This is a genomic window from Marinicella rhabdoformis (assembly GCF_009671245.1).
In the GTDB taxonomy this organism is placed as follows: Bacteria; Pseudomonadota; Gammaproteobacteria; order Xanthomonadales; family Marinicellaceae; genus Marinicella; species Marinicella rhabdoformis.
Window position 1 is genome coordinate 549,658 of record NZ_VTFS01000003.1, and the last position, 22,255, is coordinate 571,912.

General features: G+C 40.5%; 22 protein-coding genes and 1 pseudogene. 11 read left to right on the plus strand and 12 right to left on the minus strand.

Features of this window, described 5'->3' with window-relative positions; translation table 11 throughout:
* Positions 1-422 precede the first annotated feature (422 nt).
* Entirely contained in the window at positions 423-1,847 is a 1,425-nt protein-coding gene (locus tag FET73_RS10305) for a serine hydrolase domain-containing protein (protein ID WP_281347639.1), read from the plus strand.
* Positions 1,848-2,687: 840 nt separating this feature from the next.
* On the opposite strand, the gene FET73_RS10310 is transcribed toward FET73_RS10305, so the two are convergent.
* The 6 genes and pseudogenes from FET73_RS10310 to FET73_RS10335 form a co-directional block, all read right to left on the minus strand.
* Entirely contained in the window at positions 2,688-3,608 is a 921-nt protein-coding gene (locus FET73_RS10310; protein ID WP_154223852.1) for an arginine deiminase-related protein, read from the minus strand.
* On the minus strand, positions 3,602-4,612 hold the full coding sequence (gene dusA, locus FET73_RS10315) for a tRNA dihydrouridine(20/20a) synthase DusA (RefSeq protein ID WP_154223853.1): 1,011 nt from the start codon (positions 4,610-4,612) through the stop codon (positions 3,602-3,604). Before dusA ends, FET73_RS10310 begins: the two co-directional genes overlap by 7 nt.
* Positions 4,609-5,739, minus strand: a complete 1,131-nt coding sequence (dapE, locus tag FET73_RS10320; protein WP_154223854.1) for a succinyl-diaminopimelate desuccinylase — start codon at positions 5,737-5,739, stop codon at positions 4,609-4,611. Before dapE ends, dusA begins: the two co-directional genes overlap by 4 nt.
* Before the next feature lie 15 nt (positions 5,740-5,754).
* Entirely contained in the window at positions 5,755-6,066 is a 312-nt protein-coding gene (locus FET73_RS10325) for an ArsC/Spx/MgsR family protein (RefSeq protein ID WP_154223855.1), read from the minus strand.
* Positions 6,063-6,860: pseudogene (gene dapD / locus FET73_RS10330) on the minus strand (2,3,4,5-tetrahydropyridine-2,6-dicarboxylate N-succinyltransferase); the annotation flags it as partial. The pseudogene dapD and the gene FET73_RS10325, both read right to left, overlap by 4 nt.
* A gap of 135 nt (positions 6,861-6,995) precedes the next feature.
* Entirely contained in the window at positions 6,996-7,301 is a 306-nt protein-coding gene (locus FET73_RS10335) for a DciA family protein (RefSeq protein WP_179952223.1), read from the minus strand.
* A 38-nt stretch (positions 7,302-7,339) separates the two neighbouring features.
* Here FET73_RS10335 and FET73_RS10340 point away from each other — a divergent pair, with 38 nt between their 5' ends.
* From FET73_RS10340 to FET73_RS10365, 6 genes are all read left to right on the plus strand, one after another.
* Positions 7,340-8,266, plus strand: coding sequence for a M23 family metallopeptidase (locus FET73_RS10340; protein ID WP_154223857.1), 927 nt, complete (start codon positions 7,340-7,342; stop codon positions 8,264-8,266).
* A gap of 146 nt (positions 8,267-8,412) precedes the next feature.
* Positions 8,413-11,154, plus strand: coding sequence for a preprotein translocase subunit SecA (gene secA, locus FET73_RS10345; protein WP_154223858.1), 2,742 nt, complete (start codon positions 8,413-8,415; stop codon positions 11,152-11,154).
* Positions 11,133-11,543 (plus strand): (deoxy)nucleoside triphosphate pyrophosphohydrolase, encoded by a 411-nt coding sequence (locus FET73_RS10350; protein ID WP_154223859.1) that lies wholly within the window; start codon positions 11,133-11,135, stop codon positions 11,541-11,543. Before secA ends, FET73_RS10350 begins: the two co-directional genes overlap by 22 nt.
* Before the next feature lie 204 nt (positions 11,544-11,747).
* Positions 11,748-12,440, plus strand: coding sequence for an EAL domain-containing protein (locus tag FET73_RS10355; RefSeq protein ID WP_154223860.1), 693 nt, complete (start codon positions 11,748-11,750; stop codon positions 12,438-12,440).
* Between the two features lie 13 nt (positions 12,441-12,453).
* Complete coding sequence (locus FET73_RS10360; RefSeq protein ID WP_154223861.1) at positions 12,454-13,320, plus strand: DUF6502 family protein; 867 nt, start codon at positions 12,454-12,456, stop codon at positions 13,318-13,320.
* A complete protein-coding gene (locus FET73_RS10365) occupies positions 13,317-13,955 on the plus strand; it encodes a hypothetical protein (RefSeq protein ID WP_154223862.1) in 639 nt (212 codons plus the stop codon). The genes FET73_RS10360 and FET73_RS10365 overlap by 4 nt, the downstream gene beginning before the upstream one ends.
* Positions 13,956-14,288: 333 nt before the next feature.
* Here FET73_RS10365 and mazG read toward each other — a convergent pair whose 3' ends face one another.
* From mazG to rpe, 5 genes are read right to left on the minus strand one after another with little or no spacing between them, the layout of a single operon-like run.
* Positions 14,289-15,053 carry a nucleoside triphosphate pyrophosphohydrolase gene (gene mazG, locus FET73_RS10370; protein ID WP_154223863.1) on the minus strand — a complete coding sequence of 255 codons (765 nt, stop codon included), beginning with the start codon at positions 15,051-15,053 and terminating at the stop codon, positions 14,289-14,291.
* A 5-nt stretch (positions 15,054-15,058) separates the two neighbouring features.
* Positions 15,059-16,417, minus strand: coding sequence for an ATP-binding protein (locus FET73_RS10375; protein ID WP_154223864.1), 1,359 nt, complete (start codon positions 16,415-16,417; stop codon positions 15,059-15,061).
* A gap of 4 nt (positions 16,418-16,421) precedes the next feature.
* Positions 16,422-17,102 carry a response regulator transcription factor gene (locus tag FET73_RS10380; RefSeq protein ID WP_154223865.1) on the minus strand — a complete coding sequence of 227 codons (681 nt, stop codon included), beginning with the start codon at positions 17,100-17,102 and terminating at the stop codon, positions 16,422-16,424.
* 23 nt (positions 17,103-17,125) lie between these two features.
* Entirely contained in the window at positions 17,126-17,536 is a 411-nt protein-coding gene (locus tag FET73_RS10385) for a PepSY domain-containing protein (RefSeq protein ID WP_154223866.1), read from the minus strand.
* A gap of 27 nt (positions 17,537-17,563) precedes the next feature.
* Complete coding sequence (rpe, locus tag FET73_RS10390) at positions 17,564-18,229, minus strand: ribulose-phosphate 3-epimerase (protein ID WP_154223867.1); 666 nt, start codon at positions 18,227-18,229, stop codon at positions 17,564-17,566.
* 185 nt (positions 18,230-18,414) lie between these two features.
* Between rpe and FET73_RS10395 the strand changes: the two genes are divergently transcribed.
* Positions 18,415-19,038: a choice-of-anchor J domain-containing protein gene (locus FET73_RS10395; RefSeq protein ID WP_154223868.1), complete on the plus strand. Its 624-nt coding sequence runs from the start codon at positions 18,415-18,417 to the stop codon at positions 19,036-19,038.
* Positions 19,039-19,087: 49 nt separating this feature from the next.
* On the opposite strand, the gene djlA is transcribed toward FET73_RS10395, so the two are convergent.
* Positions 19,088-19,903 carry a co-chaperone DjlA gene (gene djlA, locus FET73_RS10400; protein WP_154223869.1) on the minus strand — a complete coding sequence of 272 codons (816 nt, stop codon included), beginning with the start codon at positions 19,901-19,903 and terminating at the stop codon, positions 19,088-19,090.
* Between the two features lie 80 nt (positions 19,904-19,983).
* On the opposite strand from djlA, the gene FET73_RS10405 reads away from it, so the two are divergent.
* From FET73_RS10405 to FET73_RS10415, 3 genes are all read left to right on the plus strand, one after another.
* Positions 19,984-20,856 (plus strand): phosphoribosylaminoimidazolesuccinocarboxamide synthase, encoded by an 873-nt coding sequence (locus tag FET73_RS10405; protein ID WP_154223870.1) that lies wholly within the window; start codon positions 19,984-19,986, stop codon positions 20,854-20,856.
* Positions 20,810-21,280 (plus strand): Mpo1 family 2-hydroxy fatty acid dioxygenase, encoded by a 471-nt coding sequence (locus tag FET73_RS10410; protein ID WP_154223871.1) that lies wholly within the window; start codon positions 20,810-20,812, stop codon positions 21,278-21,280. The genes FET73_RS10405 and FET73_RS10410 overlap by 47 nt, the downstream gene beginning before the upstream one ends.
* Positions 21,281-21,365: 85 nt before the next feature.
* Entirely contained in the window at positions 21,366-22,031 is a 666-nt protein-coding gene (locus tag FET73_RS10415; RefSeq protein ID WP_154223872.1) for a hypothetical protein, read from the plus strand.
* Positions 22,032-22,255: the final 224 nt, after the last annotated feature.

The window sequence follows — 22,255 nt, forward strand, 5'->3', positions numbered from 1 at the left end:
AATAGGCCGCATATGATGCGAAGCCAATCTTACAAAAAATGTCAGAAACCACAAAGTTTATTATAGAAATTTGACACAGTTAAATGAGGATTTGCCCCAAACCCCACTTTTCGTCGCAGGAGCGTAAAAGGATTTATTTTCTATCACCAAGTAATATCAATTTTTCTGTGTTTCTAAGCATAATCATGTAAATATAAATTAATTAAGCTTTGGTAGGTCAGCCCTTTTTTCTTCTGCCACCTCTTTAAAATACTCAATAACATCTTCGCTTAATTTATTTCAATAAACCTGTTACTTTTAAAATCTAATCACGTTATTAGCTGTATGTAATTAATAAAAATTTTAGGAGTAATACCAAAATGAGGATATTCACTTTTATTTCAGCGGCTCTTTTCATCTCTGCTTGCAACGGTAATGGAAAAATGGCGGGGTATCAAACATTTCAGACTGGCATCTTAGATGTAAAAACTCAAGTTGATAATTACTTAAGTGAAGTAAAAAAAACGCATAACATTCCCGGAATGGCTTTGGCAGTTATTCAAAACGAAAAGTTGATATATCAAAGTTACATGGGCAAAGCATCGCTAGAAAAAAACACCAAGGTAAATAAAAACACGTTGTTCCGAATTTTTTCTGCAACAAAACTGATTACTTCTGTTGCTGTATTTCAGTTGATAGAGCGAAGACAGCTAAAATTAAGTGATTCTATTGAAACATATTTACCAGATATACCAACCAAATGGCGTCACATTAAAATTGAAAACCTACTAACCCACTCATCAGGGTTACCAGACCTGGTTGCTTTTAAAAGTGAGTTGAATGATTCAGATCTATTAAAAAAACTTTATGATGCACCCATCGAGTTTGAGCTGGGTAAACAATTCAGCTACAACCAAACTAACTATTGGTTATTGGCTGAGATTATTGAAAAAATTACTGGTTCAAGCTTTGCTTCGTTTGTGCTTGAAAATCAATTTGATAATAATAGTCAAGAGGTTATGTTTTCATCGGATTCTAACCAGTTAATACTTAACAGGGCAACCAGATATAACTATAACTCTAAGAATAAAGCTTTTGACAAGGACACCAATAACAGTGGCGCAAGGGGACATTCGGGCAATGGGTTAAATATCACTTTAAATCAATTTATTGAATGGAATCGCAAACTAGATAAAAACTTATTAATAAATGATTCAAGCAAAATGAAAATGTGGTCCCATTATGAATATACTAACAAAGAAGATAAGTTCATGTATGGATGGAAAAGCTACCCGGTTAACGGCATCGAATCCGTTGGCTTTTCAGGTGGGAATTTAGCCGGGTTTAGAAAGTTTATCAATCATGACACGACTGTAATATTTCTTTCAAATGGTTACCAAACCCCCGTCTATGACACCATAATAAATGACATCTTAAGAATGACAGTAAAAATACTAAAAAACCAAGATTTAGCCTTGGAAGCAGATGTTATGACTTTAATTCTTGAACGTGATTATGATAAAGCACAAACTGCTTACTCACTTTTAAAAGATCAAAACCCAGAAAGTGATTTCTCTAATTTGAATTGGAACATCAACAGTCTGGGAAATGTTTTACAATACATAGAAAATAACAAAGAGGAAGCAGTAAAAGCATTTCAATTCAATGTTCAGGCCAATCCTGACTGGTGGGTTTCCATGGCCTCTTTTGCTGAGATACAAGAGTCTTTACGTAATTTCGATATTGCTTTAAGTTATTACCAGAAAGCCATTCAACTGAACAATAAAAATGAATGGAATTACAACAGCAAAATGACTGAACAAGTCAGCCTGCTCAAGAAAAAGCTGAATTCATCAGAAGTTAATTAATATGCAATACACGCAGTTCAAATCAGGACAGACATCTCTTTCAACACTTTGTAATTAACTCCCTACAAACCATGTCCAGAATATGGGCAGCGATTATGTCGAACCATATACATATAGTTTTGCGTGTTGGTGACACCATTGATTGTCCTGCTAATCGAGTTCTGATGGCATGGCAAAATTTGTACTCAATACCAGTCCTATGTGACAGGTATTTGAAAGATGAAATCGAGACTTAAGCTGAGCTTAGGCGTGTAATGGAATTTGTTGAAGATTACCGTGCAAGGTTAATGTTTGTTTCATGGTATTAAATTATTTAATGAAGACTTTCACGATTCGCCCAACACAGAAACACCCTAACTCAGCTCGCTGAGACGGATTCTGAGTGTGAAGGTCAAATCGGGCGATTTTTCTAATGGCCGTGAGCGTACGTTAGTAAGTGAGTGGTCTTATAAAATCAGCCAAACTTGAAATACTCTAACTCAGCTCGCTGAGGGGCATTTTGAGGCGGAAGATCAAGGCGGATTTAATTTTTGATTTGTGCGCAAACGACAGTATGTAAGCCACTCAAAAACCAAATCCAACCCAAAGATCCCTCAGCTCGCTGAGACGGATTCTGAGTGTGAAGGTCAAGGCGGGCGATTTTTCTAATGGACGTGAGCGTACGTTAGTACGTGAGTGGTCTTAAAAAATTCGCCCAACGCAGGAATTCCTCAGCTTGTTGAGGGAAAATCTGAGCAAGAAGATCAAGGCTGAGACTTATTTTGACTTCCTGAGCGTACGACAGTACGTGATGGTATCAAAAAAAGCCGACAACGCAGATATTCATACTCAGATTTTTCCTCAAAAGATTTCGCCGATCATGCAGCGTAACGAGCCTCCAGCCTTTTCCAGTTCAGAAACCTCAACACCATGGAGGTCCAAACCCCAATTAGTCAAAGTCTTCTTCGAAGACGCCGAAAGGGTATCGTAGGCCGTTTGACTGAACAACACATCCCTTTCAGTGATAGAAATACAATTACCACAAAATGCCAATTTCTCTTCATCAGATAAATACAACACACGGCCCTCATAAAAATCATCAATCGCCTGTACCACATCCGGATCTGCAAAAGACGCTTTGTGTAAAACGCAGCCCACACTCGCCAAAGAAGCCATCACCACATTGGTATGGTATTCACCTTCGGCCAAGTCAAATTGAAAAGTCAAATCCAATTGAAAACCTTCATCTAATTCTACCGCACCTGCATCATCTACACGCTCAGTCATACCCACAAAGCCAACATTGCGACCACGGTCTGGCACCAACACACCGGTCAATTCAGCAATCGCCCTGTGGTGCTCAATCACATATTCTTCATAGCCCAAAACACCATTGAAAAACTTGCGAATGTCTCTGCGTTCGGTTTCTAACTGCCTGTTTGGGTATTTCATTGAACCGACGATGTACCTGCGGTTGTGGTTGGTGGCAAAAGCATTGTTGGGAAATACAGCATCAGGCGTGTCCTCTGAACCTGGAAAGGTCAACACTGGGATACCAAAATCAGTCAACGTTCTGGCCAAATGCATCTGCTGGTAAATGGCCAGTTTTTCATCTACATTCTTGTCCATTTGCATGTACTCATTATCTTGAGCCGTTTGCTCATTCAATGAGAAACCCACCGGACTCACCATAAACGCGGCCTTCATGGCCACTTCTTGCTTGATGTTGAATTGCTTCAACTCTTGCACCTTTTTAAAGTCAGCAATGTTTTTAACTAACATGTCATTTCCTCAGTCGTTTGTTTTTCAGTTACAAAAGCGCGTGCTTCATCCAGCACCGCCACATCATCTTTCCTTCTTGGCGCTTCTGTTACCAAGTAAGATTTGTATTTTTTGTTGCCCATCTCGCCATGGAACAGACCCAATATGGGTCGAATCAACCAATGCAGACTCGAACCTTGTGCAATTTGTTCGGTGCAATAGTGTTTATAAGCTTGCAACACATCGTCTTTGTCACTGCTCATGGCCTTCATGCCGGCTGCATCGTGCATGTCACGAATCAACCATGGCGCGTTCCAAAAAGCACGACCTACCATGATACCGTCATTTTTTTGCCAATGTGTTTCGGCATCTGCAACGGTATTGATGCCGCCATTGAGCACCACATTCAACTCAGGGTTTTCTGCCTTGAGTCGGTAAGCATAATCATATTTCAAGGGTGGTACATGGCGATTTTGCTTGGGGCTCAAACCTTTCAATAAAGCATTGCGGGCATGGACAATAAACGTTTCGCAGCCCGATTGTTTGACCACCTGTATAAAATGATTAAATGCTTCAAAGCTGTCCTGCTCATCCACACCAATACGCGACTTGATGGTGATGGGAATATCCACGGCTGATGCCATGGCTTCATAACATTCAGCCACCAATTCAGGCTCTTTCATCAAACAAGCACCAAAACGGCCTTTTTGTACCCGATCACTTGGGCAACCTACATTCAAGTTCACTTCACTGTAGCCATAATCCTCTGCAATGCGCGCACAAGTGGCTAAATCCTTGGCATCCGAGCCGCCTAACTGTATGGCCACTGGATTTTCTTCAGGCGAAAATCCAATGTATTTATCCCTGTCTCCGCGCAAGATGGCCGGCGCCGTCACCATTTCGGTGTACAACATCACTTGACTGGAAATCAGTCGATGAAAATACCGACAATGTCGGTCTGTCCAATCGAGCATCGGCGCAACACAAAGTTTGTGCGAATCGATTGTGTTTAGCTTTTTGTTCATTTCAACATGCGCTTGATTAAATCGAGGTAAATACACTCTAACAACAACAAATTACGCACCGGCTGACTTTCATTCACTCGGTGTATGGTTTTATTAATCGGCCCCAACTCCATGGTCGCGATGCCATGTGGCGCGACAAAACGGCCATCAGAGGTACCACCACCGGTATTGAATTCGGGCTTGACGCCAGCAATCTGTTCAATCGACTCACGCAATTGTGTTTTAAAGTGTTCGTCCTTACAGTGAAAAGGCTCACCTGATAACTGCCATGTCAGCTCATACTCAAGACCAAACTGCAACAGCACTTGCTCCAACTGCTCTGACAGTGATGCTTGGGTTGACTCTGGGCTGTAGCGAAAATTGGCCTGCAATAACATCGAACCGGGAATCACATTCGCAGCGCCTGTACCTGCTGAAACATTTGAAATCTGAAATGATGTGGGTGGAAAGTCATCATTACCTTCATCCCAAACCACATGATTCAAAGCATCAATCGCTTTGGCCGCCTTGAACACTGGGTTTTCAGCGTTTTGTGGATAAGCCACATGACCTTGTTTACCTAAAATCTTGATGAACACATGCAAAGAACCTCGACGACCCACACGCACTGTGTCCCCTAATTTTTCTGAAGAACTCGGCTCACCAACCAAACAACAATCAAAATGATGGTCTTTTACCATCATCGGCATGAACCTTTTGACACCGTCTTTGGCCTCGCCTTCTTCATCTGAAGTTAACATCAAACCAATCTTGCCTTTGTGATTCGGATTTTCACCAACAAATTTTTCCATCGCCAGAATCATGGCTGCCACCGAACCCTTCATGTCAGCCACACCACGACCGTGCATGATGCCGTTTTCAACATGACCACTTAATGGATCATGCGTCCAATCAGCCACATCGCCTGTTGGCACCACATCAGTATGACCCAGAAACAACAAAGATGGCCCTTCGCTTTCACCATGCCAAATCAAGACGTTATCAACTGGCCCCAATTGATGGTGCGCACCTTGAAATCCCTGGCCTTCCATGCGGTTCATGATCAAAGGTATACAACCGGCATCATCCGGTGTGAACGATGGCTTTTGAATCAACTGACGCGCTAACGTAATGACTTCTGCTTCCATATCAATATCCTGTGCTCAATAACCTATACGATAATTTTTTCCATCAAACACAACCGGACGTTTGATTAAAGTTGGGTTAGCCACCAACAAACCCACATTGGGCTCAATCTTCTGAAACTCGTCTAACTGCTTCCATGTGGTGCTTCTTTTGTTCAATAACTGGCTTAACTCAATGTCAGCCAACATGGCATTAACCAAATTTTCATCAATCCCATGAACTCGAAAGTCATGCAGCTTTGTATCAGGACCACCATTTTTACAATCTGCTTTGGCTGATTTCATGGCAGCACGGACTTTGTCACAATTTTTTATGCCGTAAATTATCATGAGCGCAACAATTCGTTGATTGAAGTTTTGGCACGTGTTTTTTCGTCCACTTTTTTAACGATCACCGCACAGTTCAATGCATACTTGCCATTCTCTGCCGGCAAGGAACCTGCAACAACAACCGAACCCGGTGGCACGTAACCGTAACTGACCGTATCGGCTTCGCGGTCATAAATCTTGGTGCTTTGCCCAATGAACACACCCATAGAAATAACGCTGCCTTTGCCTATGCGTACGCCTTCAACTACCTCACTTCGTGCGCCAATAAAACAACCGTCTTCAATGATGGTTGGCGCGGCTTGTAACGGCTCCAAAACACCACCGATACCCACACCACCTGATAAATGTACGTCTTTCCCAATTTGGGCACAACTGCCTACAGTAGCCCAAGTATCAACCATGGTGCCTTCATCAACATAAGCACCAATGTTGACATAGGAGGGCATACACACCACACCTTTGCCGAGAAAAGCACCACGCCTTATGGTTGCCGGCGGCACAATTCTGGCACCCACACGACTGAATTCCGCTTCGTCAGCACCCTCAAAACGACACGGCACTTTATCCCAGTATTCATGGGTAGACCCTGGCATGACTTGGTTTTTAGATACAGTGAAAAACAGTAAAACCGCTTTTTTTAACCATTCATTAACTTGCCAATCACCTGCCACTGGCTCAGCCACCCTGAATTGACCAGTTTCAAGACCGTTTATGGCCTCATGGATGCTGGCGCCAAATTGTTCATCTAAAGCTTCTGGTGTAAGGTTTGTACGCGCTTCCCACGCAGCTAAAATTTGTTGTTCTGTCGGCATAACTTTGGTTGATTCTGAAAGGCCTGAATTATAGTACGCAGACAAGCAAATGTCTTTAGCATCAGGTGGCAAGTTGCTTCATTATCAGAAAATGTTCTTGATTTCAGCCCCAATTGTTTATTTTTGTGAACTATTTTCGACTTTTACTTTGATTTTCTTAACTGAAACTTTGAATTCATTTTGTAAAATCTGTAGAATGCTTCGGCTGTACATGCGCACTTTGCTGGCTTCCATTTGGGTTTTGCACAGCACAATGGCTGTCTCCCCCCGAAGATTAGCCAAGGTGACCATGCCTTTAACAGGAGCGGGCAACTGTTGTTGTAACAACTGATCCAACTGGTTCAGACGCTCGGCTCGCTTGATAATTTGCGCCATTTTAGCGGTGGCAGGCAAACTATCTAGTAATGGTTTAAAGTCATTCACAATGCGCAGATAATAAAACAAGAAAAGACACATTATATATGAATAAATTCACCATCATCAAACATGACCGCCAAGGCATGAAACAATATGCCTTGACAGACCCGAAAGTCAAAGGCTTATTGATCGCAGGGCTAAGCACCGGTTTGACATTGGTTTTAGCGCTGGGCATATTTATAGGCTCCTTATTTACTGGCAAACAAAAAGACTTCGATAAAATTGCCACATTACAATCTCGTGTAGAACAAAGCCAAGTGGCACTTGATGAATATAAATCAATGGTTCAAAACGACTTGGACTCAATGAGCTTACAAGTGGGTCGCTTAATGGCACAGTCAACTCGACTGAACGCATTGGGCAATCGCCTAACTGAAGTCAACAACATCAATTCTGAAGAATTTAACTTGGATATCCAACCTGGTATTGGTGGTGCAGACCTTCAACTCACCGGCGAAGACAACACCCCCCAAGATTTGTATCAAAACTTATTCAGTCTAGAAAACAGCTTCATCAAACAACAAGAAAAGCTCAACATCCTGACACAACTTTTAAATCAAGAGTCATCTAACCACTTATCCACACCACACAGCAAACCCCTCAAAGGCGGCTGGATTTCATCTCGTTATGGTAAGCGCATAGATCCATTCACTGGTCAAAAAGCCAGCCATTCGGGCATGGATTTTTCAGGCAAGTACGATGCTGAGATTACTGCTGCAGCTGAAGGCATTGTTGTTTGGGCAGGGAAACGTGGTAATTATGGCAACATGGTAGAAATCGACCATGGCAATGGTTACACCACCAGATACGCCCACGCAAAAACACTCAATGTCAGCTTAGGCCAAAGGGTTGAGGCAGGTGATTTAATTGCCATAATGGGCAAGTCAGGTCGAGCAACCTCAGAGCATTTACATTTTGAAGTATTGAAAAACGGACACAAAGTTAATCCTTTGCCTTTCATTCAATCTTAAAAAATAACAGCTGATTCACATCAGACTAATAGCAGCCTTGGTCGATTCAACCAACATAAACCAAGGTCATTCAAATTAACACTTGATAAACGTGTTCAGTGTAGCCACATTGAACACATTATTTTTGCATAAGCACCAACGGAACTATGGCACTCAATACGATATTCACAAAGGTTTTTGGAAGTAGAAACCAACGCTATGTCAGACAATTAGATAAAATTGCTGATCAAATCGAAGCTCTAGAGCCTCAGATGCAACAGTTAAGAGATGAAGACTTTCCCCTCAAAACCAAAGTTCTTAAAGAAAAAATTGCCCAAGGCACTTCTTTAGATGATGTTTTAGTTGAAGCTTTTGCATTGACCAGAGAAGCATCTGTTCGTGTCATGGGCATGCGCCATTACCATGTTCAGCTGATTGGTGGCATATCCATACACCGAGGAAAAATTGCTGAAATGCGCACAGGTGAAGGTAAAACATTAATGTGTACCCTGCCTGCTTACCTGAATGCATTGGCTGATCAAGGTGTTCATGTTGTCACAGTCAACGACTACCTAGCCGCTCGTGATGCCAAATGGATGGAGCCGTTATATAACTTTTTGGGTTTGAGTGTTGGCATTGCCGTACCCAATATGCCAGCAGAAGCCAAAAGAGCAGCTTACGCTTCAGACATCACCTATGCAACAAACAACGAATTAGGCTTTGATTATCTGCGTGATAACATGGCCTTCTCTTTAGAGCAAAAAGCACAAAGAGAACCTTTCTTTGCCATCATAGATGAAGTTGATTCAATTTTGATTGACGAAGCCAGGACTCCTTTAATTATTTCTGGACAAGTTGATGATTCACCAGAAGTCTACAACCGCATCAACAAGATTGTTCCACACCTCCAAAAATCCACTTTTGAACCCGACAGCAAGGCCGTTTCTCAAGCTATCATGAACAGAGAAAGCATGCCAGAACCTGACGGTGATTTCTCAGTAGATGAAAAATCTAAACAGATCTTTTTAACAGAGCAAGGCATGGAAAATGCCGAAAGTTTGTTAAAGAAAAATGGCATGATGAAAGATGACGAGTCACTCTATGACTCTCAGCATATTTCTTTGATGCACCATGTCAGTGCTGCCTTAAGAGCGCACCATTTGTATGAAAGGGATGTTGACTATATTGTCAATGACGGTGAAATTGTTATTGTTGATGAATTTACTGGCCGAACCATGGAGGGTCGCCGATGGTCCGATGGACTTCATCAAGCTGTGGAAGCCAAAGAGAACGTGCCGATTCAAAAAGAAAACCAAACATTGGCATCCATCACTTTCCAGAATTATTTCCGACTCTACCCAAAACTGTCTGGCATGACAGGTACTGCGGATACTGAAGCCTATGAGTTCCAGTCTATTTATAACCTGGAAGTTATCGTGATTCCAACTCACCGCCCAATGATCAGAAAAGATGCGCAGGACTTGGTGTTTTTCAATCAGCAATCTAAATTCAAAGCCATCACAGAAGACATCGAAGATTGTGTACAAAGAAAACAACCTGTTCTCGTCGGTACTGCTTCGATTGAAGTGTCAGAACTGCTGTCTCAAGAACTGAAAAAGAAAAAAATCAAACACAACGTACTGAACGCCAAACAACATGAACGTGAAGCCATGATTGTCGCAGAAGCCGGCTTACCGGGCGCAGTCACCATTGCCACCAATATGGCTGGTCGTGGAACAGATATCGTATTAGGCGGTAATTTAGCTGTTGAAATTGAACAATTAGGCGACAACACCCCTCAAAGTAAGAAAGAGCAATTGAAAGCCGACTGGAAAGTCCGCCATGAGGCAGTGCTTGAAAGTGGTGGCTTGCGCATCATTGGTACTGAACGCCACGAATCACGACGAATCGACAATCAATTACGTGGCAGATCTGGACGGCAGGGTGACCCAGGTTCTTCTAGATTTTATATTTCATTAGAAGATAACTTGATGAGAATATTCGGTCAATCTCGCATGATGGATAACATGAAGCGATTTGGCATGAAAGAAGACGAATCTATTGAACATAAGTGGATTACTCGCATCATTGAAAACGCGCAACGCAAAGTAGAATCTCATAACTTTGACATCCGTAAACACTTGCTTGAATATGATGACGTCGCCAATGATCAGCGTATGGTCATTTACCAACAACGTGCAGATTTACTCGAAGCATCCGAAATTGGAGAGTTTATTGCCGACACCCGTGAAGAAGTTTTTGACAACATCATTCGTCAGCAAATCCCCCTGGAAAGTGTCGAAGAACAATGGCAAATCCCGCAATTAGAACGTGTGCTTAGCCTTGAGTTTGGCATAGACGTCAATATAGCTCGCATTATTGAGCGTGATGACCAGTTAGACGATGATGGCTTGTCCGATAAAATTCACAGTCACATTGAGCGCTTTTTCAAAGAAAAAGAAGCCATGACTGGATCAGAAGTCATGAGAAATTTTGAAAAAGCTGCCTACCTTAATACCTTAGACCAGCTATGGAAAGAGCATTTGGCACAGATTGACCACTTGCGTCAGGGTGTTACATTGCGAGCTCATGCCCAAAAACAACCGATTCAAGAGTTTAAACGTGAATCATTTGAAATGTTCAAAGACCTATTGGACAAAATCAAATATGAAACCATTCGAATCATTGCCCGCGTGAAGGTCAAGCAAGATGAAGATGTTGAGGCAATGGAACATGACCAAAATAAAAATGTTGAATATCAGCACGACTCGCCTCAATCTTCTGCCCAACCTGAACAAAAATCAGCTGTAGAGACCTATGTTCGAGAAGGCCAGAAAGTTGGCCGAAATGACCCCTGTCCTTGCGGATCAGGAAAAAAATACAAGCAATGTCACGGCAAACTGACATAAAACGCATATCTGTTGTTGCCTTGGTGTTAGAAAACCACCAAGGCAACATACTCATTCAGCAACGAAATCAACACACACACCTTGGTGGATTGTGGGAATTCCCTGGCGGCAAAGTTGAAGTCAATGAATCTCATAAGCAGGCCTTAATTCGAGAAATCCAAGAAGAACTTAGTTACACGCCTCAGAACCCCAAGCATCTGATTACTGTATCCCACCAATACCCAGAAAAAGCCATAGAGTTAATTGTATTCTATGAGCAATCAAGCAACCCGGTCGTTTCTGCCGCAGAAAACCAACCCCTGAAGTGGGTACCAAAAGCCGAACTTAGTAACTTCCCGATGCCAGAAGCTGACTTACCCATAATCAACTTAATCAACAGACAGCCTTAACTGACAAATTTCGTCAACCTTCCCATCCAGTCACAACACATCCAACCCACTTGAACACACTATAAATCCCTTAATATCAGTGACTTAATACAGAAAAATAAATCGCAACAAATTGCTTTCTTTTAAAAAAAAATAATTTTCCTTGCATTTATTATAAACATTCGCAAAAATAAACCTGTTCAGAATTGACCATGTTTATAAAAAATGAATTTACCAGAGCAACAAATAAATACTGACTTCAACCAGTATGAGCTGCAAGCCATTATGGCCGATAGCCAGTTGCGACCTACATGGTATGAACTGTTATACCGCCCCTCCCCTCTTGTCACCGATGTAGAATCATATTTTTCAAACCTATCTGATTCAGAAAAAATTGCATTTGATACGGCGTTGTTTAAAAACATACCCAGCATACAAAAACGCCACATGCCTCATGTTTTGAGCATTAACATCAATCCTGCAAGCTTGTTAGATGAGTGTTTTCTTAACCTGTTTTCCTACTTGCTAGACTCAAAGATATTAACCAGCAAGAAACTGTGTATAGAAATTGTTGAGTCAGACACATTGCCAGAACTCCCAAAACGAGCCAGACAATGCCTCAAGCTTTTCAAATCTTTAGGCGGGCTAATTGCCCTGGATGACTTTGGTACCGGCAACACACACTGGGAACTCATTCATAGCAATTTAATTGACATCATTAAAATTGCTGCACACAAACACAAAGGCGATAACAGAAACAAAATTTTAAAGGCCTTATCTGGGTTTTCTAATTCTTTACAACTAAAAACGGTTTTTGAAGGCATTGAAACCAAACAAGATTTAATCAATGCGCAAGAGATGGGAGCCACTCACTTTCAAGGGTGGTATTTTAATCAATGGAAACTGATGTTTTCTTAATATTTAGAATCCTATGAGCAATAAACTTTCTCCAAATCAAAAATTAAGTTTCAGTCCCAAATGGATGAAATTCATTTCAATCAGCTTAAGACCGGTCATCAGGCTGCTGATTAAAAATAAAGTGGAATTTAAAACATTTCTCAATATATGTAGAGACCTATATGTAAAAGAAGCAGAGTCTTATATATATGAAACCAGCAAAGATAAACGGGGAAAAATAAGCAGCATTGCCTATCAAACCGGCTTGGACAGAAGGGAAGTTTCAACCATCCTCAAAACCACAAAGCCAATTGAGGAATGTGTCATTGAGCAAAACAGGTCACGAGAAGGTTATATCTTAGACCATTGGTCCAGCGACCCTATGTTTTGTGATGACAAGGGCTTCCCTTTGCCATTAAAAAGAAGTGGCTCCGGACTCTCATTCGAAACATTAGTTCAACGTTTTGGAAAGAACATCAGTCACGGCCCCATTTTAGAAGCTTTGCTTGACGCACAATGTGTAGAAATAAAAAAATCAATGGTGGTATATAAGAATAAAAACTTTATTCCCGCCAAACAATTACATGATGACAAAATCAAGATTGTAGCCAAATCTATTAATAGGCTTTCTTCCACCATTGATCACAACCTAACAGCAAAAGAAGATTTATTCTTCCAACGCAACTTATATTCAATAAGAGTTTCACACCAGCATCATGAATCATTCAAGCTAGAAGTGATGACCATGATAAACGAACATTATAACAATTATTTAATCCCTGAATTTGAACGCATAGAAAGTAAATATGAAACCAACATAAAAGCACAACAATCCCTTCCTATCGGCCTGGGTTTGTTCTTTTTTAATGACACAATTGACCACGAAGAGGAATCATCATGAAAAACAGAATCATCCAAAAAAATTTAGCAGAAAGCGAAGGTACAGGCATTACAGCTGAGAGTGATGGTACAGGAATTCATCAATTAGCAATGTGGAAAAAAATGGCGGCAGTCCTTCTGCTTACCATGAGTTTTCATTCCATAACATGGGCAAACACATTGATTATATTCAGTGAAGAAAACCAGTCTTATTCCGGTGTATTGCAAACTGCAAATGAAACAGCTCAAGTCGTAGCTATTGTAAACAATGAGACACTGATTGGACTAACTGATGTTTCAATAGAAGCCTTATCTGACGGACCAGGAATCGCAGATGCCGTGTCGGATGGCTCTGGGTTTACTGATGCCGTTTCAGATGGTTCTGGATTTACAGATGCCGTGTCGGATGGCTCTGGGTTTACTGATGCCGTTTCAGACGGTTCTGGATTTACTGATGCCGTTTCAGATGGTTCTGGATTTACAGATGCCGTGTCGGACGGCTCTGGATTTACTGATGCCGTTTCAGATGGCTCAGGACTTGTTTTTACTCTTGACCACAATGATTGCAAACTGATGCACATAGAAACTCATAATGAAATTATCAGTATAAGATTAGATCAGGTTATTTTGAATAAACAGGAATTAAATTGTGGATAATTAATACACTGAAGTTAACGTTTATGATGGTCAATAGAAACATCCTCACACACAATGTTCCAACCGGCCATCATAAGCTTTTATATAAGCACAGCCTTACTTGCTATAACAAAACATAAAGAGCTCAACTCAAAGACACTTGGAAAAGGATGAAAATGTAAGTTAGGTATTTTAAGACCATTAACACATTAATAAATATGCATCTGAATGACGAGAATAAGAATGAATATAAGAAAGTATAAAATGAGAATATAAAGAATATCAAGCAAACGTTTATGATGGCCTAGAGAAACACTCCTCACACACGCCGTTCCTTTCAGCCATCATAAACATTTAATGTTTGCTCTTAACCTCATTCCAAAGTTTATCCAAGAAGCTCAACTCAAAGACATTTTGGAGAGGTCTTTGTATTTTGGCACGTTTTTCAACAGATTGGAACCGTTGGGTGAATTTTTTGTTGGCCCGGCGCAATGCCGATGACGGGTCAAGATTCAGGTGACGGGCGATGTTAGCACACACAAACAACACATCGCCCAGTTCATCTTCCATATCGTCTTTAGACTTTATGGCAACAGCTTCTTTTAATTCTGAGACTTCTTCGTCAAGTTTCAATAGCACATCGTGAACATCAGGCCAGTCAAAACCTATAACTGATGCGTACTTTGTCAATTTCACTGCTTTAAGCAACTCTGGTAAATTTGCAGCTATTCCATCTAATACACTTTCCTTATCTTTTGCTTTATCAGCTTCCCACTTTTTTGTTTGAGCATGATCAGATTCGGGCATTTGGTCATTTCCAAATACATGGGGATGTCTTTCAATCATTTTGTCAGTGACACTTTTGGTCACATCTTTAAAGTTAAATAAACCCTGCTCTTCCGCAATTCGCGCATGAAAAACCACCTGAAACAATAAATCTCCTAGCTCATTTTTAATATCTGAAGTTACACCTCGTTCAATTGCATCTGCCACTTCGTACGCCTCTTCAATGGTATATGGTGCTATGGTTTTAAAATTTTGCTTTATATCCCATGGACAACCAGTTTGGGGATTCCTTAAGTTCGCCATTAAGTCTAATAATTCATTGATTTCTTTCATAATAATTATGGTGGTAAAGTGATTTTAAAACATGCGCCCTTAAACTGTTCATCTTCACTTATGGCCATTTGACCTTGATAAGAATCTACGATATCAGACACAATGGACAACCCTATACCATGCCCCAATACCTTTTCATCTCCCCTGACTCCTCTTTGCAGCAAAACCAAACGTTTATTTTCAGGAATACCAGGCCCGTCATCTGCAATATTTATTTTTAACCCAGTTCTCTGCCTTCCTTCTACAAAAAGGGTTTTGATGGTGACCTTGACATGTTGATCACACCATTTAAAAGCATTTTCTAACAAGTTACCTAATAACTCGAGCAAATCACCTTTTTCACCATAAAAAATCGCACCCGGAGCAATTTGAGTATCCACACTGATGTTTTTATTCTTATGGATCTTTTGCAGGGTTTGAATGATTTTATCCAATAAATCGATTACAGGAACACCTTGGGTAAACGTCCTATGTCCTGCAACAGCCGCTTTCTTTAATTGATATGCCACAATTTCATTCATGTGATTCAGCTGCTGTTGAATCACATCCTTATCACTTTCATCGGTTCCTAATTCTGACTGAATAACAGCAAGAGGCGTTTTCAGAGAGTGAGCCAAGTCACCTAAGGTTTTTCTCTGACGTTCTAAATGATTCCTTTCATTGGCAATCAAACGGTTTAAACTGGAAGTTAAACCCATTAATTCTGTTGGATAATTTTCAGAAAAAATTAAGCTATCCCCTTTTTCAAGCAAGGCCAAGTCTTGTGTCAGTTTTTTCAAAGGTTTAGTAGCCCAAACCATGGTGAGCCATTGCATCACAAGTAAAAATAAACTGATGCCTAACAACCATGACAACAGCGTTTCTTCAAATTCCCACAGCTCTTCGTAAAAATTTCCTGCATGCTCAGTCAAAATTATGGTTACCAATTCTGATGTTTGTTCGGACTCTATTTCAACACCCTGACTCAACCGAAATAACCGCTCTCCCTGATACTCTAAAGGAGATTCAAACAAACGCTGATTGGTACTCACCCGAACGGCCTTAGGCAAGTTTTGACCTATAGCGGAAGGCGAGTGCCAATATTCATTTACCGCAATGATTTCGGCATACATCCCAGATCCTGGTTGATTCAACCTCGGTGTGGGCAATTGCTCTGGAAATACCAGCTGACCCTCAATGATTTCCAAGTCTGGCAACAAAGCTTCAACATAGCTTTCAAGTCGTTCTTTGACTATATGCAAGGTTTTTTCTTTGAAAGCCTGGGCCATAACCAACCCAACAACAGCCAAAGCCAATAGTAATACGGTATTTGAAACCAACAAAACCACTTTGGTTAATGAGCGATTTTTTGGTGAAAAACCCATCAAATTAATCAGATCGGCTGCTCATTCGATAACCCCTGCCTCGCAAAGTTTCTATCAGTTTTTCATCAGGTAAAATAACTGCCATTTTTTTGCGCAATCGCCCAACAAAAACCTCTATCACATTACTGTCCCGGTCATAATCTTGATGATATATGTGTTCTGTCAAAGTGCTTTTAGAAATTACTTCATCTTGATGGTGAAGCATATATTCTAAAACTTTATACTCATATGAAGTTAAATCCAATGGGTGACCATCGACCTCTACAGATTGCGTGCTCATATTTAAAACAACTGGACCACAGGATATTTCAGGTGTTGTATTCCCAGAGCTTCTCCTCAATAAAGCATTCACTCGCGCCAATAATTCTGGAAAATGGAAAGGCTTTACTAAATAATCATCTGCACCAGCATCTAAACCCATGACTTTATCTTGCCAAGAACCCCGTGCAGTCAGAACAATGATAGGAAATTTAACACCTTCGTCTCTTAAGGTTTGAATCACTTCCATACCAGATATTTTGGGCAATCCTAAATCGATAACCGCCACATCTGCAGGAAATTCTTGACCTTTAAATAGACCGTCTTGACCATTGTCTGCGGCATCTACAACAAATCCTGATTCTTCAAACCTTTTTATTAAAATGTTTCTTAAATTGTCATCGTCTTCAATAACTAAAACTCTCATAACGAAAACATCAACCTCTCTTATTAGTTTTTACGACCGCCATCATCCTTAGACTGACTTCTGGTACTGCGACTTTTTTTGATTGAGCGATTGCTTGCACCCCTTTGTGAAGTCGTTTTTTTGGACTGTCCAGTATGCCTGCTCTTTCTGTTGCCGTCATTTCTCCTACTACTTTGTTTATTACTTTGACTGTTATTAGATTGAAATGAAGATTTCGACTGCCTTGAATTGAATGATGAATTGGCCGTTTTTTTTATTGTTTTAATTTTTCCATCAGGTGTTAATATTTTGACAATGTGTTTGCCATTTTTAGTTTTTGCTGACAACACTTTACCTTGAGCCCTGGCTTGATTAACCGACTGACTTAAAGAGCTTTGCTGTGCCATTGCTTGATTAACAAACAACAGTAAACATATACATAGAATACGCATCATGGGTTCATTGTATGACATCAATCTGAATTATGGCTGAATTTCTGCCCTCATGAGATTAATTGTTTCTTTATAATCGTCAGTATTAAAAATGGCAGAACCCGCTACAAATGTATCAACACCCGCATCAGCAATGGTTTTTATGTTGTCTACTTTTACCCCGCCATCAATTTCTAATCGAATGTTCTTACCGGATGCATCAATCAGCTCCCTGACTTTTTTGACTTTTTTTAACGTTTCCGGGATAAACTTTTGTCCACCAAAACCAGGATTTACACTCATCAATAGAATCATATCAAGTTTATCCATCACATGTTCGAGGACATGTATGGGTGTTGCTGGATTCAAAACCAGACCAGCCTGGCAACCTGCATCTTTAATCAGTGCCAATGAACGATCAATGTGCTCTGAAGCTTCAGGATGAAAAGTAATCATGTTTGCACCTGCTTTTGCAAAATCACCAATGATTCTATCAACAGGCTTGACCATTAAATGAACATCAATTGGCGCCTTTATTCCAAAGTCACGTAAAGCTTCAAGCACCAAAGGACCAATGGTTAAGTTCGGCACATAATGATTGTCCATGACATCAAAGTGCAACCAGTCTGCCCCTGAATCTAAAACCGCCTGACAGTCCTCACCTAAACGGGCAAAATCAGCTGATAAAATGGATGGCGCAATTATGAATGGATTCATGATTTTTGGATAAATTTTAAGTAGCTAAAGTTTGTCACTCAAAGGCAATGAAATCAAGAAAGAATACGCTAATTATTTGCACAAGTAGATTTCATCTGATATCTTTGCATCGCCATTGATGCGGCATCCCCTTACATAGCACATCAAATGGAAATCATACCAATAAAAATTAATAGAGGAAGATTATGAAACTGTTTTTAATGCTTGGGTTATTTTTTAGCGCCACAGGTCATGCTCAAGAAGACTTTGCAGATATTGGCAATTTAAACGGCTGGGAATTCAACAACCAGTCAAGCCCCGCGGGAGCTTTCACCTGGTTTCAAGGCATACCTATAGAATTTACATCCCATTCAGGCGCAGATGATGCTTACATAGCAGCCAACTTTGAAAGTACTGGCGCCAATGGTACCATTTGTAACTACTTAATTGTCCCAGATGTTCCAATGTCTCAATTGAACTTTTGGACCAGAAGTCGAACTGCAATGGATGGTAAAGTAGTGTATCCAGATCGATTGCGTGTTATGTATAGCTCATCAGGAAATAAAGTACCCGGTGACTGTACCAATGATTTTGGCGATTTTTCTGAGGAATTACTTGTCATTAATCCAAATTTGACTACCACAGGATATCCGTTAGATTCTTGGACTGAATACAATGTGAACATCCCAGGCAATGGCAGGGTCGCATTTGTCTACCACGTTGATGATGCTGGCTCAAATGGCACAAACTCAAACTACATTGGCATTGATACGGTCAGTTTAATAGAGGATTTGATTTTTAGTGATGGATTTGAGCAAGCAGCTCCTTAATAGTTTTGTTGTGACTGCTGTTACTTCAGCAGTCATACTTTTTCTGACATTACCATCCTTTTAAATCTTTCACTTTTTCCCAAGACTGTTGGACTTGTTTGGCCTTTTCTTCAGCCACTTTCATCATCTCAGGCGGCAACCCTTTGGCTATCAACTTATCAGGATGATGTTGGCTCATCATTTTTTTGTAAGCACGGCGTATGGTGGCTTTGCTGTCATCTTGATCAACGCCCAAAACAGCATAAGGATTCATTGGTGCTGAGCTGCTGACTGGTCGCTGACGCTGTCTTTGCTTGTTTTGTTGATAGTGGTGTTGTCGCTGGCGTCCTCCATGTGGGTCGTAACCATAGGCAGCGCCCCGCATTTTCATCATTGCCATCAGCAAATGATGAGGATACCCTATTGTCTGACAGATGTTTTCAATCAAACGCGCTTCTGCGGCTGAAATGTTGCCATCTGCTTCGGCCACATCAACCAACATTTCTAAGAAAATTTGGCGAAGTGACAATGATCGACGAGACAATTGTGCAAATACACGTAATGGCGTGTCTATTGAACCGCCAGATTTTCCTTGGTTAAATAAGTCGATGGCACGTTGTCGCAATTCAGCATTCAGCTTCATATGACTCATGATGCCTTCGGCTTTTTGAATTTCGAGGTTACTCACTTGTCCATCAGCTTTCGCCAATTTCCCCATACTCAGGAACAATGCATTAAAAAAACTTTCTTGTGTGGCTTGTTGTTTACCTGATGCCCTTGGTCCTGAAATTTGTCGTTCAACCCATGCCCCAAGCCAAGCGCCCATGATCATGCCAAAATAACTGCCAAACTTAAATCCTAAAATACCACCTATGATGATGCCCATATTCGATTGATTACTCGTTTAATTTGCTTCGTTTATAACTCACAGCTAAAATAGTGCCTTTTTAACCGCATACTCAACTCATGTCTATCCAGTTTCCAAAAATTCACCAAGGCAAAGTTCGCGATGTTTATCAAATTGATGACAAACATTTATTGATGGTAGCCAGCGATCGATTGAGTGCTTTTGACGTGGTGTTACCTGATGACATCCCGCACAAAGGTGCATTGTTGACACAGATTTCAAATTTTTGGTTTGATTACATGCGCCCTATTATAAAGAATCATTTGGCAGATGTGAAAGTGGAAGAAGTCATTCCAAACGCATCGGCTGATTTAAAAGCACGCGCCGTTGTGGTTAAGAAGCTTAAAGCCCTCCCTTGTGAAGCCATTGTTCGTGGCTATATCATAGGATCTGGTTGGAAAGATTATTTGTCAACTGGCGAAGTTTGTGGCATCAAATTACCAAGCGGCCTCCAACAAGCAGAAAAATTAACGCAAACATTGTTTACGCCATCCTCAAAAGCCGCGGTTGGCGACCATGATGAAAACATCAGTTTTGATCAATTGGTTAACCTGATAGGCATCGAGCGCGCAGAACAACTCAAAACAGTTTCCATAAGCATCTACAACAAAGCCATCACACATGCCGAAGCAAATGGTCTGATGATCGCCGATACCAAGTTTGAATTTGGCTTAGATGAAGACGATGAATTGGTTTTGATGGATGAAGTCTTAACACCGGATTCATCACGCTTCTGGAATAAGAACAACTACCAAGCAGGTATCAGTCCAGAAAGTTATGACAAACAGTTTGTTCGTGACTATTTAGAAACACTCAACTGGGATAAGACCCCACCTGGCCCAAACATACCCGCAGACATCATTAATAAAACAGCAGAGAAATACCATGAAGCCTACCAACGCATCACAGGAAAAGCCTTCCAACTCGATTAACTATTTATTGACGGAATACCATAAATCACATTTGAATCGAACCAATCAACTGATTCATTATGTTTGTGTTCCGGTTATTTTTTGGTCAATCAGCGCCATGTTGTGGTTAGTTAAACTGCCCATTATCATGAATTTAGCAGTCGCCAGCATGGCTTTACTGATGGTTTATTATTTAATCAAAAGCGTTAAGGTTTTTGCTGTAATGCTTATATTTTCTGCTGGCTGTTTGGCGCTAAACTATTACATGGAAATGCAAAACTTACCATTACTGTGGATAGCGGTTATTGCTTTCGTCATTGCTTGGATTGGTCAATTCATTGGCCATCACATTGAAGGGAAAAAACCTTCATTCTTTCAAGACTTACAATTTTTATTGATTGGCCCTGCTTGGGTTGTGTTTAAATTTTTCGGCGTTAAGGTTTAAGGTCAATTTATTAACTTTAACAAAACAAAGAATTAACAGCCAATCATTATAATGCATGCCAAAACAGGCTGACTAACCCTTAAAATTGAACGACTGGCAACGCAACAAATCTTGGCAACACTGGACTCATCACAGCATAACCCCTGTTTTGCTGGTTTTGCTTTTGCTTATTATTCCCAAATCCTGGCTGTTCCCCCCAAATAAAAACTTAACCACCCGCACTGTTTCTATCGAATTATCGACAGCCACCACAGCACCCGAAATCCCATACCAAGTGTCAACTGAACCTAAAGAAAAAGAACAAAAAGCAAACCCATCAACCTCACAAAGCAGTCGCATCAAAACACCACAACAATCAAACCCCAATCCCGTGGTTAACAAAACACCAGAAAAACAAATCATCAAGAAAGCCACACCAAAAAAAGAAACACTCAATTCCAGAGATGTGCAAATGATGATGCTTCAAGCTGTTGACCCCAAACTTACAGACAGCGACTTTTTATCGAAAAAAAATCAAAATCAATTTTTAGCCAAACAATATATTGCCAAAGATAATTATGCAGACCTACCTTATTTGGATGAATCCATAGATGCACCTCGCGTTCAAATGGCATTTTACTCTCCAGGATTTATGGGTAATGTTGAAAAATTTTTCGATAAAATCACTTATAAAAAGACATTTACCACCAAATACGGTACAAAAATTCATTGTGCATTGGTTGGCGTCATTGCCATGTGTGGCTGGAAATAGTCCAATATCGACACGATTTTGTGGTATTTTTGCAACACAATCTTAACAAAAGGCCATTTTGTTGTATTATTTAAACAAATTAGTCAAACATGTGTTGCATTCATACCAATGCTGTTGTAATATTGTCCACAGTTTTAGAGTAATTCATTTCTTAACTCCAAGACAAGCAGGGCACATTAAGTAAAATATCGATTAACCCATCTCAAAAGGATGGGTTTTTTTTT